We start from the raw sequence: 16,964 nt of genomic DNA on the forward strand, positions 1-16,964 counted from the left end.
AAAAATACTAATCAGTTCACTCCATAGCATAAATGCTATTAATTTCAGTTATAATTATTTCATTTTCATTTTTACTTTCTTCAATTTGTATATTTCAAACGCCCAGAAAAATGAAATTGAATTCAAAAAAATATTCATAGAAATAGAAGGCGAAGAAGTTTATGATGTCTCAAAAATAGTCCAAGATCACCAAGGTTATATTTGGATGGCAACAAATTTGGGATTAATTAAGTATAATGGTATTGAGGGTAAAAAATATAACAAGAAGGTAAACGATGCTTCTATTATTATAGGTGAAGTTGGAGCATTATTTGTAGATTCTCAAGGCGATATTTGGATAGGCTCAAATTCTGGTTTAAGCAAGTATAATCCAGATTGCGATTGCATCTATAGATATCCTTCCATTGATATTGACACTCATCTAACTAGTGTGCTGTCGATTACTGAAGATAAAAATCAAGATCTTTGGTTTGGAACTCAAAATGGGGAATTATATAGATACACTAAAGAAAATAATAGCATTACCCAATTTCTCAATGCCCCTTCAGAATCGATAAATCTTACGGAAACAAGTATTACTAATTTAATAGTCGATCAAAATAATAATTTATGTATAGGAACACACTCTTTTTTGCCTGAAAACAGTTTAGGCTTAATTCAATTTAATATTGACACAGGTGCTATTAAACAATTTTTAAATGAGCCAGAAAATCCTAAAAATCTATTAGATAATCGTATTAGCGCTCTTTACGAAGATAACAAGGCAAAATACTAATTGGCACATACCTATCTGGGCTTCATATATACGATGCACAAAGTGAATCATTAATAAGAATTAACTCCAATCAAAATAACCCCAACCAAATGCATGCACCCAATGCAAAAGAAAAAGTAGAGGGTAACGATCCATTCGTTCAAATAATACATCAAGATCAAAAGGGAGATTATTGGATTGGTACAACTGGAAAAGGAATAAATTACTTTAATACAACAACTAATACTTTTAAAAATTATGATTTTAACCTTGTTAACCCTGAAGTATTACAATCTATTTATGAAGACAGACAAGGTAATATATGGATTGGTGGTGTTATGGGAGCTGGCCTCTTTAAAACAGACCCCTTAGAAAGAAAGTATAATTTAAACACAAACTTTATTAATGTTGAAGCCGCTTATGAATCAGTTTTGAATCCCGGAATTCTATGGATTGAATCTTTACAACAAGGGCTTGGTAAATTGAATTTGAAAACGAATGAGATCACAAAATACATACATGATAAAGATAATAGTAAAAGTATTGGACATAATTGGGTGCGATATATTTATCAAGAAAACAAAACTACACTTTGGTTAGGTTTAGGAGTTGGTGGCTCTGAAGGTATTGGATCTGGTGATGGCGGTGTAGATCGGATGGATATAGCCTCGGAGACCTTCGAGCATTTTAAATTAACACGAGATGATGACGGAAAAGAAGGTTTTAGTTACTCCCCTTATTCTATCTGCGAAGATTTTGAGGGATATTTATGGGTAAGCGGTGGTACAGGTGGCATATTTCGTTCTGATAAGGAAAAGAAAGAGTTTAAACATTTCAAGTTAAATCATAACATTGATGCATCTGAGGATCTCATTATCAATATAGTTCGTAAAGATTCCAATGGAGATATTTGGGCATCAGATTTTAAAGATGAAGGCACCTTATATTTATACAATCGCGAAGAAAACACATTCAATCCATATCTTAAAGGATTCAAAGTATTCAACATATTAATCGATGAACAAGGTTGATATTTAATAAGCACTTGGAAAAAAGGTTTAGTGCATTTAAATCCAACAACAGGCACTTATAATCAATACACTAAAAAGGATGGATTGCCAAGTATTAATGGCTTAGATATCGTTGAAGGTGATGAAGGTGTTTTTTGGGTTCAAACGCGAATTGGACCTGCAAAATTTGATTCTAGATCTGGTAAAATCACTTCTATTGGTTTACTAAAAGGCAGATATAATACAAGTATATTTAAAACAAGTGATAATCAAATATTTTTGGGATCTAATAATGGTTTAGTTTCTTTCTATCCAAGTCAAGTTATTGGTAATCCTTATCCACCGCAAATAGATGTAAGTGAGTTATTAATTTCTGATAAAAATTATCTAACAGGAAAAAGAAATACTAATGAGTTAGTCTTCTCACACAAACAGAATGACATCTCCTTTAAATATTACGCGCTGCATTTAGTAATTCAGAAAAAAACTTATTTCAATATAAATTAAAACCTATTAATAATGAGTGGATAAATGCAGGTTTTGAACGCACTGCTCGGTATTTCAATTTACCTCCAGATAATTATACTTTCGAAGTAAAAGCCTCTAATAGTGATGGTGTTTGGAGTGAAATACCTGAAACAATATCGTTTACAATAAAATCTGCTTGGTGGACAAGATGGTGGGCTTATCTAATTTATATTGCTGTAATTGCTTTCTTGACTGAAAGAATTTACCGTTTTCAACTTTCTAAAAAAATAGCTGATTCAGAAAGCAGAAGACTAAAAGAAGTAGATCAATTAAAAAATGCACTATTCACCAATATTACCCATGAATTTAGAACACCTCTAACTGTGATAAAAGGAATGACTAGTACAATTAAATCAAATCTAGGAAACAAACAAAATGAAAATCTTAAAAACTCATTAGACATCATCGATCGAAATAGTGATGGTCTATTAAGCTTAATAAATGAGATGTTAGATTTAGCAAAGATTGAAAGTGGTAATATGGAATTGAATATCGTTCAAGCTGATATTATTCCTTTTATAAAATATTTAACTCAAAGTTTTCATTCACTTGCCGAAGAAAAGAACATTAATTTTTCTGTGCGTTGCAATATAGAACATCTCGAAATGGATTTAGATGTAACTAAATTCACTGTAATTGTTACCAATTTAATTTCGAATGCTATAAAATTTACTTCGAAAAAAGGTGAAATTTATATACAAATAGATAAGATTCAAGAAAACAATAATGCCTTTCTTACCCTTAAAGTAAAAGATAATGGTTTAGGAATTTCACAAGAAGAGCAATTGTTTATTTTCGATAAATTTTATCAAGTTGATAATACGACATCCAGAATTCAAAAAGGTACTGGAATTGGTTTGTCCTTAGTTAAAGAGTTTGTAGAATTAATGCAAGGCTCAATAGATGTTGCAAGTACACAAGGAAAAGGTAGTCTGTTCAGTATTAAAATTCCAATAACAAATAATGCTGTTCTATCGGATGGTTCCGATTTAATTTCAGCATCATCAATTATCAAATCTAATGTTATACCAATTGCATCAGACGATAATCTATCTAATAATAAATCTATTATAAATCTTTCTCTAGTGCTTATAATAGAAGATAATATGGATGTTGCTCACTATATTAAAACCTGTTTAAAAGGTAATTTTCAGATCCTTCATGCAATTAATGGAACCATAGGAATTGAAATGGCTTTAGAAAAAATACCAGATATCATTATTAGTGATGTTATGATGCCCGAAAAAGATGGTTTTGAAGTTTGTGAGAATTTAAAAACAAACGAACTAACCGACCATATACCAATAATAATATTAACTGCCAAAGCTACTTTTGAGGATCGACTTATAGGTCTTGGTCATGGTGCTGATGCTTATTTAACAAAACCATTTGAAAAGGCAGAATTATTAACACGCATAAATCAGTTAATACTATTAAGAAAGAAAATGTTGAGCAAGTTTGAGAAAACTGGCATAGAAAGGCTACTTAGAAAAAATGTCAAAAATTCTGAAACTAAGTTTCTAGATAAAATAATTACAGTTATTTATGACAAAATAACTCAACCAGATTTTGGACCTATTCAATTGGCAATTCAACTACACTTAAGCGAATCACAATTGAATAGAAAACTAAAAGCAACTAGTGGAAAATCTACAGCTCTATTTATTCGATTTATTCGACTACAAAAAGGCAAGGAATTAATTGAAACCACTAACAAAACAATTTCTGAAGTTGCTTACGATGTAGGATTCAACGATCCATCCTATTTTAGTCGCGCTTTTAAAGATGAATTTGGGTCTGCCTCAAGTACGTTTTCTAAGTGATACCGCATTAAACTTCATGTTTTACCCACACGTTTTCAAGTCGAAAAAACATTAATCACTCGTGATATTTCTTAAATAATCCTAGTTTTTGACGAAATAGTACATGCGTCTTCTTAGTTATTGCAGTAATATTGTAACACAAACACAATCAGTTATTTAAACGATATAACTGAAATTATTAATCATTAAAAATATATTATTATGAAAGCAAATTTAAAAGTTGCATTTCTTATCATTATTACAGTATTCATTTCAGGATGTGATAATGATGATCAAGAAACAGAAGCAGTTCCTCGTGACCTAGTTAATACTGAATTTCCCGAAGCAAAGCAAGACGTTCTGGAAACCTTTGGTGCAATAGCACAAAGTATTATTGATGGAGATATGGATAAACTCATCTCTTTTCATGCCTATAGTCCAAAATTCACCGAATTCAAAAAAGGTGAGCCACGTAATGGAGCTGCTGCAAACGAAACTTATGAACGTACTGTTTTTGGTTCTGTAACTGAAGTAATAAAATTCGAGGCAGATGACTTGCAAATTGCCGTTTATGGAGATGTAGCCAATTTAACCTTTCACTCCAATTTCCACCTAATGTTTGGTGCAGATCTCGTTATAATTAACGACCAAATTACTTTGTTATTTGTTAAAACAACTGATGGTTGGAAGATGGTTCACGAACATCATTCTCCATTGAACGGATAAATATATTCTAGAGAGTAACACATTGAATAATTTATTCTAACGAGAATCAATTAATATTCAAATTATGAAAACAAGAATAAAATTATCAAGTATTATTTTATTAGTATTTATAGTTACTAGTTGTAAAGCACAAGTAGATCTAGTTAACGATGAATTTCCTGAAGCCAAACAAGAGGTAATGGAAACTTTTGGAGCTATTGCCCAGAGCATTAAAGATGGTGATTTAGATAAACTCATTTCATTTCATGCTTACGGACCAAAATTTACCGAATTTAAAAATGGTGAACCACGTAATGATGGTGTTGTAAATGAAGCACATGAGCGTAATGTATTTGGATCCGTATCTGAAGTTGTTAAGTTCGATGCCAAAGATTTACAAATCGCCGTATATGGAGATGTAGCCAACCTTACTTTTCACTCAGACTTTCATTTAAAATTCGGAGAAGATCTCGTAATAGTTAATGACCAAATAACATTGCTTTTTGTTAAAACAAAGGACGGTTGGAAAATGGTTCATGAACATCATTCCCCATTAAAAAAAGAAGAAAACTAAAAACAACTAGAAAAACGTTTCTAAGTAATAGCGACTTGAGTTTTCATTCTTATCGCTATTACTTTTTTGTTTTGTAATTTCTTTACAGAATAAAAGTTGCTAATACTCAAATACTAACGCGACAACAAAACCTATAAAATTTCTCACAAAAAAACCATTGCCCATTAACAAAGGTTTACTACTTTAGTTCTATGACTGAGGAAGCTATAGAAATAGAAAATAAAGCCATTGCAAAAGCCTACAAAGAGTTACTTAAGGTAAGTTATCAGACATTGACTAAAGAAGACAAAAAGTTGATTCGTCATGCCTTTGAGGTTTCTTTAGATGCTCATAAAGACCAGCGAAGAAAGTCTGGTGAGGCTTATATTTTTCATCCTATTGCTGTTGCCAAAATTGTAGCTCAAGAAATTGGACTAGATGCAACTTCTATTGCTGCGGCTTTGCTTCACGATGTGGTTGAAGACAATCCTAATTATACCATTGCAGATATGGAGCAATTATTTGGAGAAACAGTTGCCAGAATTGTAGATGGTCTTACCAAAATCTCATCTTTAAAGAAAGATATGGATGTGTCTCTTCAGGCTGAGAATTTTCGTAAAATGTTACTTACGCTTAATGATGACGTACGTGTAATTATCATAAAAATTGCAGATCGTTTGCATAATATGCAAACCATGGAATCTATGCAAGCTGATAAACAAGTTAAAATTGCATCAGAAACTTTATATATTTATGCACCTCTCGCACACAGAATTGGACTCTACAACATAAAAACAGAACTCGAAGATTTAGGACTTAAATACACAGAACCTGAAGTCTATAATGACATTTTGGGGAAAATACAAGAAACCAAAGAAGACCAAGATGCTTATATCAAATCATTTTCGCAAGTGATTGAGAAGACATTAGATAAAGAAGGACTAAACTACGAGATTAAAGGGCGGCCAAAATCTATTTTCAGTATAAGACGGAAAATGGTAAAACAAGGAGTGTCTTTTGATGAAGTCTACGATAAGTTCGCTGTTCGTATTATATATAAATCTGATTTAGCAAATGAAAAATTTCTAGCTTGGAAAATATATTCTATCGTTACAGATCACTTTACTCCCAACCCTATTAGACTTAGAGATTGGATTTCTTCACCAAAATCAACAGGGTATGAAGCACTTCATATTACAGTTGTAGGACCAAAAAGCCGCTGGGTAGAAGTTCAGATTCGAAGTGATCGTATGAACGAAATTGCAGAAAAAGGGTATGCTGCTCATTACAAATACAAAAATAATGATGACCAAGAAGATAATCTAGACCTTTGGATTAACCGACTACAAGAAGCTTTAGAAAATAATGAAGCTGATGCTGTAGATTTTGTAGAACAGTTTAAACTAAACTTATATTCTAAAGAGATTTTTGTGTTTTCACCTAAAGGTGATTTAAAATCCTTACCAAAAGGTGCTACTCCACTCGATTTTGCTTTTAGTATTCATACCCAAGTTGGTATGAAAACTCGAGGAGCAAAAGTTAATGGAAAATTAGTACCGCTAAGTCATGAGTTAGAAAGTGGAGATCGCATAGAGATTATGACTTCTGAGAATGCTAAACCAAATGCCAACTGGTTAGATTATGCTACAACTGCCAGAGCACGTAGTAAAATTAAATCTGCATTAAATGCAGATACCAAAGAAATAGCCGAAGAAGGCAAAGAAATTTTAAGACGTAAATTAAAACAGCTTAAGATTACATTAAATGAAAAGTCCGTCAATGAATTAGTGGGCTATTTTAAGTTAAACACCTCTTTAGATTTATTTTATCGTATAGGCATTGGTACAATAGACAACACAAAACTTAAAGCTTTTGCAGCATCTCGTAGTAACGCTTTTGTTAGCTATATTAAAAATAAAATTTATAAACCAGAAGCACCAAAAGATATTCATAAAGAAGAGATTACTTCTAAATACGATATGCTAGTTTTTGGCAAGGAAGAGGAAAAACTCAATTATACTTTAGCTAATTGTTGTAATCCAATCCCTGGAGATAAAGTATTTGGTTTTGTTACTATTAATGATGGTATTAAAGTGCATAAAAAGAATTGTCCAAATGCACTGAGTTTACAATCTCATTATGCTTACCGAATTATGCAAGCTAAATGGATAGATTCTTCTCAACAAGTTTACACATCTCAAATTACATTATCTGGTATAGACAACTTAGGTTTAGTAAATGATATCACTAAACTTATTTCTGAAAACATGCACGTTAACATGAAGAGTATCAGTTTTTCTAGTGAAGATGGTGTGTTTTCTGGTAAAATTAATGTAGAAGTAAAAAACCTAACAATGTTAAAAAAACTTATTGATAACTTGAAAAAAATTAATGGTATTGATAAAGTTACCAGAGTATAAAATTGTGTAAATTTGCACCTTAATTATGAATGCAACTACAGAAGAAAGTAACCAAGAAATTGTAAAGCGTGTATTTACGCAGTTTCTAGAGGATAAAGGTCATAGAAAGACACCTGAGCGTTACGCTATACTTCAAGAAATATACAATAGCGAGGATCATTTTGATATCGAATCTTTGTATATAAAAATGAAGAATAAGAATTATCGTGTTAGTAGAGCAACACTTTATAATACAATAGAATTACTTTTAGAATGTGCTTTAGTACGTAAGCATCAGTTTGGTCAAAGCCAGGCGCATTACGAAAAATCTTATTTCGATAAAAATCACGATCATGTCATTCTAACAGATACAGGAGAAGTAATCGAATTCTGCGATCCTCGCATTCAATCTATTAAAAAGACTATCGAAGAAGTTTTTGATATACAAATAACTAATCATTCACTATATTTTTACGGACATCGTAAAAAGAAGGACTAACTAATTTTTAAAATGGCAGTAGATTTACTACTTGGATTACAATGGGGAGATGAAGGAAAAGGAAAAATTGTCGATGTATTTACCTCTAACTACGATATTATTGCACGTTTTCAAGGCGGCCCAAATGCAGGACACACTTTAGTGTTTAACGGCAGAAAACATGTGTTACATACGATTCCGTCAGGTATTTTTCATGAAAACAAAGTAAACCTAGTTGGTAATGGTGTGGTTATAGATCCAGTTATTTTTAAAAAAGAACTCGATAAATTAGAAGAGCAAAATGTCGATTATAAAAAATCCCTTTGCATTTCGCGTAAAGCTCATATCATTTTACCTACGCATCGCTTATTGGATGCTGCGAGTGAAGCTTCAAAAGGAAAAGCAAAAATAGGTTCTACTTTAAAAGGTATTGGCCCAACATATATGGACAAAACTGGTAGAAATGGAATTAGAATCGGTGATATTGAATTAGCCGATTGGAAAGATAAGTATAGAGCTTTAGCAAATAAGCACGAAGCTATGATTGCGTTCTACAATGTAGATATTCAATACGATTTAAAAGAGCTAGAGGCTGAGTTTTTTAGTGCTATTAAGACATTAAAAAGCTTAAAATTTATAGATTCTGAAGAATATATACATCAAGCACAAACTACAGGTAAATCAATTTTAGCAGAAGGAGCTCAAGGATCGTTATTAGACATAGATTTCGGAACCTATCCTTTTGTAACGTCTTCTAACACAACTGCCGCAGGTGCATGTACAGGATTAGGAGTTGCACCAAACCAAATAGGTGAAGTCTTCGGAATTTTTAAAGCCTACACAACACGTGTTGGCTCAGGCCCATTTCCAACAGAATTATTTGATGAGGATGGAGAAACTATGGGACGAGTTGGTAACGAATTTGGTGCAACAACAGGTCGTTCTAGACGCTGTGGCTGGTTAGACCTAGTCGCTTTACGCTATGCTTGTCAAGTCAATGGTGTAACCCAATTAATTATGATGAAAGGTGATGTGCTTTCAGGGTTTAAAACCCTAAAAGTTTGTACCGCTTACCAGTACAAAGGTGAAGAAATTACACATTTACCATATAATATTGAAGCAGAAAACGTCACTCCAATTTACACAGAAGTAAAAGGTTGGGCAGCGGATTTAACAGGTATGACAGAAGCATCTCAATTACCAAAAAACTTAAACGCTTATGTGGAGTTTTTAGAAAATGAGCTTAATATTCCTATTACAATAGTTTCTGTAGGGCCAGATCGTAAGCAAACAATTATCCGAAAGACTATATAATTTCTAAAATCTGGATTCTGTTAAAAAAACTGTTAACCCATACTAAAGCTAACCTATAAGTGTTATTTTGTAAAAAACATATGGTTTTGAATCCTTTAAAAAATCTACTTTTTATTTTATGTCTTGCTTTTGTATCCTTTTGTTTTGCACAGAAAAAGCAAAAGATTACCATCAAGTATGCAGGTACTGGTTATACAGATTCAAAAATTGAAGATGGTGCCAAGGTATTTCTTAGAGACGAGTCTCAACAAGTACATTTTGTACACGAAGGTGTAAATATGTGGTGCGACAAGGCTATCTATTACGAAGATCAAGATTTTATCGAGGCCTTTAGTAATGTGTTAATGAAGCAAGGCGACTCCATTAACATGGTTGCTAAGTATGTAGAATATAGTGGTAAAACACAATTAGCCTACGCTAAAGGAGACGTGATTTTAACCGAACCACAATCTACACTAACCACAGACAAGCTTTACTTCGACAGAAATAGACAACAAGCTTACTATAATACTAAAGGTAAAGTTGTGAGAGATTCTTCGGGAACGATTACAAGTCAGGTTGGTCGTTACTATATGAATTCTCAAAAGTATCAATTTACTAAAGATGTGGTACTTGTAAACCCCGAATACACCTTAAACACAGAACGACTAGATTTCTTAACAGAAAATGGGCATGCCTATCTTTTTGGGCCTTCAACGATTGTTGGAGAAACAAGTAATGTATATTGCGAACGTGGATTTTACGACACTAATAATGACACAGGACATTTTCAACGTAATGCTAGAATAGATTATGACAACCGAACCGTAGAAGGTGATAGTTTATATTTTGACCGAAACCGAAGTTTTGCCTCTGCTACTAACAATATTACAGTTACTGACACCATAAACAAAAGTATTGTTAGAGGTCATTACGCAGAAGTTTGGAGAGAAAAAGATTCCTTGTTTATTACAAAACGTGCTATCGCAATAAGTGTTCAAGAAAAAGATTCTGTTTACTTACATGCAGATACATTAATGGTTACTGGTAAAGCAGATAATCGTATCACTCGTGCTTATTACAATGCCAGAATATATAAAAGTGATTTAGCCGGAAAATCAGATTCCATCAACGTAAACCATAAAACTGGGTTAATGCAAATGCTTAATCTCAGTCGCTTTAGTTCTACAGATGCTTTTGCCACTGCTCGAAAACCAGTTCTATGGAATATAGGCAACCAAATGACAGGAGATACCATTCATGTAATATCTAATGTTAAAACCGAAAAATTAGATTCATTAAAAGTCTTTAACAATGCGTTTATTGTGAGTAAAGACACCTTGAGTGACGATGGATTTAATCAAATAAAAGGACAAAGATTAATTGGTCTTTTTAAAGACAACGAACTCTATAATATTGACATTATTAAAAATGCAGAAGTCATTTATTATTCCAGAAATGCAGAAAACGAACTAGTAGGCATTAATAAATCTAAATCTGGGAGTCTTAATGTTCAAATAGAAGATCAGGCCATACAAGAAATAAGACTTATACAACAGATTGATGGTGAATTATATCCAGAATCTATGTTTCCGAAAAGCGGAAAACGACTTAGAGGTTTTGATTGGAGAGGAAAAGAGCGACCAATGTCTATTGAAGATTTATTTAAAGATGATCCGCCTTTAATACTACCAAAAATTAAAGGTCTAGAAGATTATGTGCCTCCTGAAGCATTTGTCGATGACAATGTTAATGAACGTGTAAAAAAAGCAGGTGAAGACACACCAAACAAACCCAACAAAGCAGCTCGTAACTTACCAAATAAAACTAAGACTTCGTCTTTAAAATCTAAGCTTAAGCAGGTAGAGAAACCAAAAGAAGAACTGAAAAAGAAAGGTCAATAATTGAAAGACGACTTTTTAAAATATCAAGCTCAGACCACACCACACCCTTTGGCTATGGAAGTTAATCATGCAAAAGGGTCTTATATTTTTGACACCAAAGGAAAGGTCTACCTAGATTTTGTAGCTGGTGTTTCTGCATGCAGCTTAGGACATTCGAACCCTAAAGTTGTAAATGCTGTAAAAAAACAATTAGAGCAATATCTTCATGTGATGGTTTACGGAGAGTACATCCAAAAACCAGCTGTTGAATTATCTAAATTATTAGCTAAATACTTGCCAGAATCTTTAGAATCTACCTACCTAGTTAACTCTGGTACCGAAGCCATTGAAGGCAGCATTAAATTAGCAAGGCGCTTTACTGAACGGTCAGAAATTATTGCAGCAAGGAATGCCTATCATGGTAATACTATGGGCTCTTTAAGTTTAATGGATTATGAAGAGCGTAAAAAACCGTTTTTACCTTTAATACCAAACATAAAACATATTAATTTTAATGTTGAAGCTGATTTAACTCAAATCACAGAAAAAACAGCCGCAGTTGTTTTAGAAACTATTCAAGGTGGAGCAGGATTCATAGAACCTATCAATAATTATCTACAAAAAGTACAAGAACGCTGTAATAATGTTGGAGCCGTATTTATATTAGACGAAATCCAATCGGGTATTGGAAGAACAGGAACATTATTTGGATTTGAAAATTATAACTGTCAACCAGATATAGTCATAACTGGTAAAGGTTTAGGTGGTGGGTTGCCAATTGGAGCATTTACAGCATCCAAAGAAATGATGGCTTGTTTGAGTGATAACCCAAAACTTGGCCATATTACAACCTTTGGAGGAAACCCTGTTATTGCAGCTGCAGCTTTAGCAACATTAAAAGAAGTAACCGAATCTAATTTAATGGTTGAAGCATTAGAAAAAGAACAGTTAATTAGACAACATCTACAGCATAAACATATTAAAGAAATAAGAGGTAGAGGTTTAATGTTAGCTATTATTACTGAAAATAAAGACATCGCAAATACCATTATTATGCGTTGTCAAGACCAAGGCTTAATTCTTTTTTGGTTACTTTTTGAACCTAAAGCCATTAGGATTACGCCTCCTTTAACGATTTCAAATGACGAAATTATTGAAGGTTGTAGAATAATAACTTCAGTTTTAGATTCAATATAGCCTCAATTTAATCCATTCAAACCACTAATTATCAAGCCTTAATTGATTTTTTGTAAAGTAAACGTTTAATGTTAACTATTTTGTTAAAAACATTAAATTAAAAATCGACCAAGAGCGAATGATAAGAGTAAATTTATTCTAGTGAATCATTAAACCGCTTATGAATTACAGTCACGACGACGAAAACTTCTCTCTTACTCGATTCGAATCCATGCTAAAGACAAATGATATTTTGTTTTTTGATTCAAGTGAATTCGAAAATATCATTCACCACTACCTCGAAAACGGTAAAATTGCTTTAGCAAAAAGAGCTATTAAGTTAGGCTTAGAACAGCATCCAACATCAATTAATCTTAGACTATTTCAGGTTGAAATATTAGTGATTGAAAATAAATTCCTTGAGGCCAATGCTATTTTAGAGATGCTTCATGATTTAGAACCAACAAATGAGGAAGTTTTTATTCAAAAGGCAAATGTATTGTCAAAACAAGATGAACACGGAAAAGCAATCGACACCCTTCTTATGGCCATAAGCATGTCTAACACTCCAAATGATGATGCAGATTTATATGCTCTAATTGCTATGGAATACTTATTCTTAGATCAATTTGATAATGCCATCATTTATTTTAAAAAATGCTTAGAAACAGACACAACAGATTACTCTGCGCTACATAACATTGTGTATTGCTTTGACTTTTTAAATAAAAACGAAGAAGCTATACAGTACCTTAATGAATTTTTGGAAACCAATCCATATTGCGAAGTCGCCTGGCATCAATTAGGAAAGCAATATTTTACGATAAAAGAATATGGAAAGGCTAATGCAGCTTTCGATTTTGCTATTATTTCCGATGACACTTTTGTTGGTGCTTATATCGAAAAAGGCAAAGTTTTAGAAAAATTAAAACATTACGAGGAAGCCATTGAAAATTACAAAATCACTTTAGCATTAGAAGATCCAACATCGTTCGCCTTATTACGAATTGGTCATTGTTATGATAAATTAAACCAAGAAGATTTAGCAATTCAATTTTTAAAAAAAACTGTAGATGAAGATCCCTTGCTAGACAAAGGCTGGATAGCTATTACCAGGTTTTACATGAAGCACTTAAACTATCAAAAAGCTTTATATTATATTAAAAAAGCAGTAAATATTGATGGAGACAATTCTTTATACTGGAAATTATATGCCATTATAAACAAGCGTTTAAATTTCCTCGAAGAAGCAGAACGTGGCTATAAACGTACTATAGAATTAGGAAATTACGAATTGGAAACCTGGATAGACAGAAGTGATATTTTAATTGCTTTAGGCGAATATGAAGCCTCTATTTTCAATTTAATTCAGGCTGCAGAATTCTATCCAGAAAATGCAGAAATAGAATATCGTCTTGGTGGTTTACATTTTACATTACATCAAACAGAAGAAGGCTGTTTTCATCTAAAAAATGCGGCTCGCCTTAATATTGATTATAATTTTATCATTTCAGAATTGTTTCCAAATCTAAAAGATAAGCCAATGGTAATAGCCATAATTTCGGATTCTAAAAAGGCTTCCAACTAAAAAAATCCATACCTTAGCACTTCTTATTTTTTAGTAGAATGCACAGACAATTTTTAGATTACTTAGTTATAATTCTTAAAGGTATTGCTATGGGTGCAGCAGATGTAGTCCCTGGTGTTTCTGGTGGGACTATTGCCTTTATATCTGGCATTTACGAAGAGCTTATTGAGAGTATAGATAACGTAAGTTTTGGAGTTTTTAAGGTATGTAAACAAGACGGTTTTAAAGCCGCTTGGAATTCTATAAATGGCAGTTTTTTATTAGCACTTTTTTCTGGTATTGTTATCAGTATTCTATCCTTAGCTAAATTAATAAAATGGTTATTGCACAATGAACCCATATTATTATGGTCGTTCTTTTTCGGATTGGTATTAGCAAGCATTTTATATATCGCAAAACAAATAAAAGGTTGGTCTGCAAAGATTATTATTGCAATTATAGCAACATCAATTTTATCTTATTATATAACTTTAGCAGAGCCTTTTGCTTCACCAGATAGTCCATTTTACCTTCTATTTTGTGGATTCATTGCTATTATAGCTATGATTTTACCAGGTGTTTCTGGTGCATTTATATTATTAATTCTTGGTGCTTATCAAACTGCTATTGACACTATAAATAATCTTATAGAGGGATTGACTACAGGGAACATGACTCTTTTTAAAGATGCATTTCTAAAATTTGTTTTACTAGCTATTGGTGCTCTTATTGGATTAAAAGTATTTTCAAAAGCTTTGAACTGGATGTTTAAACATCAGAAAAATTTAACCCTTGCTATATTAACAGGATTCATGATTGGGTCTTTAAACAAAATCTGGCCTTGGAAAGAAGTGTTAAAGACAAGAATCAATTCTAAAGGTGAAGAAGTTACGTTACTAGACAAAAGTATTTTACCAACATCTTACGATGGGGATAACCAAATGTTAATGGTGCTTGTTTTCATTGTAATTGGTTTTGCCGCAATCCTCATTCTAGAAAGCTTAGGTAAACAAAAAAATAAAGCCTAATGCAAAGTACAAGAGCACTTAAAGATCGTGTGTTTTTGATCATTAAGGGATTGGCTATGGGAGCTGCTAATAAAGTTCCTGGTGTCTCTGGTGGTGTTGTTGCCTTTGTTGCTGGCTTTTACCAAGAATTTATTTATTCTTTGCAACGGATTAACAAAACCGCTTTTAAACTTTTGTTTAATGGTCGTTTTAGAAGTTTCTATCGCTATATCAATGGCAAATTTCTCAGCTTATTATTCTTAGGAATGATTATCAGCTATTTTAGTGTTTCTAAGGTTTTAGATTATCTCATTGTAAACTACGAGCTTTATGTTTGGAGCACATTCTTCGGAATGATATTTGGGTCTATCTATTACATCAGTAAAGACTTTAGTGCTTGGAATAGAAAAACAATTACAGCTATAGTTCTTGGTGCAATCGCAGGATTAAGTATCAGCTTTCTAGATCCTGCAACTGAAAATGACAATCTTATTTTTGTGTTTTTCTGTGGAATTATAAGCGTTTCTGGCATGACCTTACCTGGCTTTTCAGGTTCATTTATTCTTATCATACTTGGCAACTATGTGTTATTACTTGTAGATTCTGTAAATGCACTTTACGATACCATGTTTGATATTTTTAGTGGTAATTTCGAATTTATTCATAACGAAGCCAGAATACGAATGCTAAAAGTTTTAGCCATGTTTACATTGGGTTCATTTGTAGGTTTAGTGACATTTTCTCATATCCTAAATTATATCTTGAAGCATTATAAAAACATCACACTTGCAACCATTATGGGTTTTATAATAGGTTCACTTGGAGTCGTTTGGCCATGGAAAAAAACAATCTATAAAACAAACTTTGAAGGCACATTGGTTTTAGATTCAACTGGGAAACAGATCATTGCAAACTACCAACGTTATTTACCAGAATTCAGCACCCAAACTTATATTGCAATTGCTTATATTGCTCTAGGAATCCTCATAGTTTTAGGATTAGAATGGTATGGAAAACGCACAAGGCAACAAAAAACTTAAATTTGGACTCGTAGGACGAGATATCTCCTACTCCTTTTCTAGAGGTTATTTTGCTGCTAAATTTAAAGCAGAAAATTTAGCACACTCCTACGTAAACTTCGATATACAATCTATAAACGAGCTTTATGATATCATTAAAAATACACCAAATTTAAAAGGGCTTAATGTTACCATTCCTTATAAAGAGGACGTTATCTCTATTCTTGATGGTTTAAATAAACGTGCGCTTAAAATTGGAGCTGTAAATACCATAAGAATTACGCATCATCAAAAATTAATAGGTTATAACACAGATTACTACGGTTTTAAAAATTCGCTCAAACCACATCTAAAAAAGCACCATAAAACGGCTTTAATTTTAGGTACAGGAGGTGCCTCTAAAGCTATCGCTTACGCACTTAATAAGTTAAAAATTAATTATGACTATGTCTCACGTTCAGAGAAAGACGGTGTTAAATTCTTGTATTCCGATTTAACAGATGAAATTATTTCGGCGTATTCAATAATTATTAATTGCACTCCAATTGGCACATTTCCAAATGTAAATGAATGTCCAAATATCCCATACGATGCTATTACCAAAAAGCACATTCTCTATGATCTTATTTATAATCCTGAACAAACTAAATTTCTAAGTTGTGGTGATATGAAAGGCGCTACTACAATAAATGGTATAGAAATGCTAAGATTACAAGCAGAAAAGTCTTGGGAAATATGGAATAAGTCTTAAAACTCATATAAAAACATAAGTGATAACAGCATTTCCATT

At 32.5% G+C, this 16,964-nt stretch carries 15 protein-coding genes; all 15 read left to right on the plus strand.

What is annotated here, in order from left to right; all coding sequences use genetic code 11:
* The coding region (locus AAC053_RS08045) for a two-component regulator propeller domain-containing protein (protein WP_339755125.1) at window positions 1–775 on the plus strand (775 nt) is incomplete at its 5' end.
* A gap of 89 nt (window positions 776–864) precedes the next feature.
* Window positions 865–1,785 (plus strand): two-component regulator propeller domain-containing protein, encoded by a 921-nt coding sequence (locus AAC053_RS08050; RefSeq protein ID WP_339755127.1) that lies wholly within the window; start codon window positions 865–867, stop codon window positions 1,783–1,785.
* Window positions 1,786–1,815: 30 nt separating this feature from the next.
* Window positions 1,816–2,271, plus strand: a complete 456-nt coding sequence (locus AAC053_RS08055) for a hypothetical protein (RefSeq protein WP_339755129.1) — start codon at window positions 1,816–1,818, stop codon at window positions 2,269–2,271.
* Between the two features lie 209 nt (window positions 2,272–2,480).
* Window positions 2,481–4,115 carry an ATP-binding protein gene (locus AAC053_RS08060; protein WP_339755132.1) on the plus strand — a complete coding sequence of 545 codons (1,635 nt, stop codon included), beginning with the start codon at window positions 2,481–2,483 and terminating at the stop codon, window positions 4,113–4,115.
* Between the two features lie 201 nt (window positions 4,116–4,316).
* Window positions 4,317–4,820, plus strand: a complete 504-nt coding sequence (locus AAC053_RS08065; RefSeq protein WP_339755135.1) for a nuclear transport factor 2 family protein — start codon at window positions 4,317–4,319, stop codon at window positions 4,818–4,820.
* A gap of 64 nt (window positions 4,821–4,884) precedes the next feature.
* Window positions 4,885–5,373 carry a nuclear transport factor 2 family protein gene (locus tag AAC053_RS08070; RefSeq protein WP_339755137.1) on the plus strand — a complete coding sequence of 163 codons (489 nt, stop codon included), beginning with the start codon at window positions 4,885–4,887 and terminating at the stop codon, window positions 5,371–5,373.
* Between the two features lie 191 nt (window positions 5,374–5,564).
* Entirely contained in the window at window positions 5,565–7,772 is a 2,208-nt protein-coding gene (locus tag AAC053_RS08075; RefSeq protein ID WP_339755139.1) for a RelA/SpoT family protein, read from the plus strand.
* Window positions 7,773–7,797: 25 nt separating this feature from the next.
* The gene (locus AAC053_RS08080; RefSeq protein ID WP_339755141.1) at window positions 7,798–8,250 is read left to right on the plus strand and encodes a transcriptional repressor; all 453 of its coding nucleotides are present in this window, start codon (window positions 7,798–7,800) and stop codon (window positions 8,248–8,250) included.
* Between the two features lie 12 nt (window positions 8,251–8,262).
* Entirely contained in the window at window positions 8,263–9,543 is a 1,281-nt protein-coding gene (locus tag AAC053_RS08085; RefSeq protein ID WP_339755145.1) for an adenylosuccinate synthase, read from the plus strand.
* 80 nt (window positions 9,544–9,623) lie between these two features.
* Complete coding sequence (locus AAC053_RS08090; protein ID WP_339755148.1) at window positions 9,624–11,426, plus strand: OstA-like protein; 1,803 nt, start codon at window positions 9,624–9,626, stop codon at window positions 11,424–11,426.
* A complete protein-coding gene (locus AAC053_RS08095; protein WP_339755150.1) occupies window positions 11,427–12,602 on the plus strand; it encodes an aspartate aminotransferase family protein in 1,176 nt (391 codons plus the stop codon).
* Between the two features lie 160 nt (window positions 12,603–12,762).
* Complete coding sequence (locus AAC053_RS08100) at window positions 12,763–14,169, plus strand: tetratricopeptide repeat protein (protein WP_339755153.1); 1,407 nt, start codon at window positions 12,763–12,765, stop codon at window positions 14,167–14,169.
* 38 nt (window positions 14,170–14,207) lie between these two features.
* Window positions 14,208–15,176: a DUF368 domain-containing protein gene (locus tag AAC053_RS08105; RefSeq protein WP_339755156.1), complete on the plus strand. Its 969-nt coding sequence runs from the start codon at window positions 14,208–14,210 to the stop codon at window positions 15,174–15,176.
* Window positions 15,176–16,195, plus strand: coding sequence for a DUF368 domain-containing protein (locus AAC053_RS08110; RefSeq protein WP_339755159.1), 1,020 nt, complete (start codon window positions 15,176–15,178; stop codon window positions 16,193–16,195). Before AAC053_RS08105 ends, AAC053_RS08110 begins: the two co-directional genes overlap by 1 nt.
* On the plus strand, window positions 16,164–16,925 hold the full coding sequence (locus tag AAC053_RS08115; RefSeq protein WP_339755161.1) for a shikimate dehydrogenase: 762 nt from the start codon (window positions 16,164–16,166) through the stop codon (window positions 16,923–16,925). Before AAC053_RS08110 ends, AAC053_RS08115 begins: the two co-directional genes overlap by 32 nt.
* Window positions 16,926–16,964 lie beyond the last annotated feature (39 nt).

Source organism: uncultured Winogradskyella sp. (assembly GCF_963975125.1).
Lineage (GTDB): Bacteria > Bacteroidota > Bacteroidia > Flavobacteriales > Flavobacteriaceae > Winogradskyella.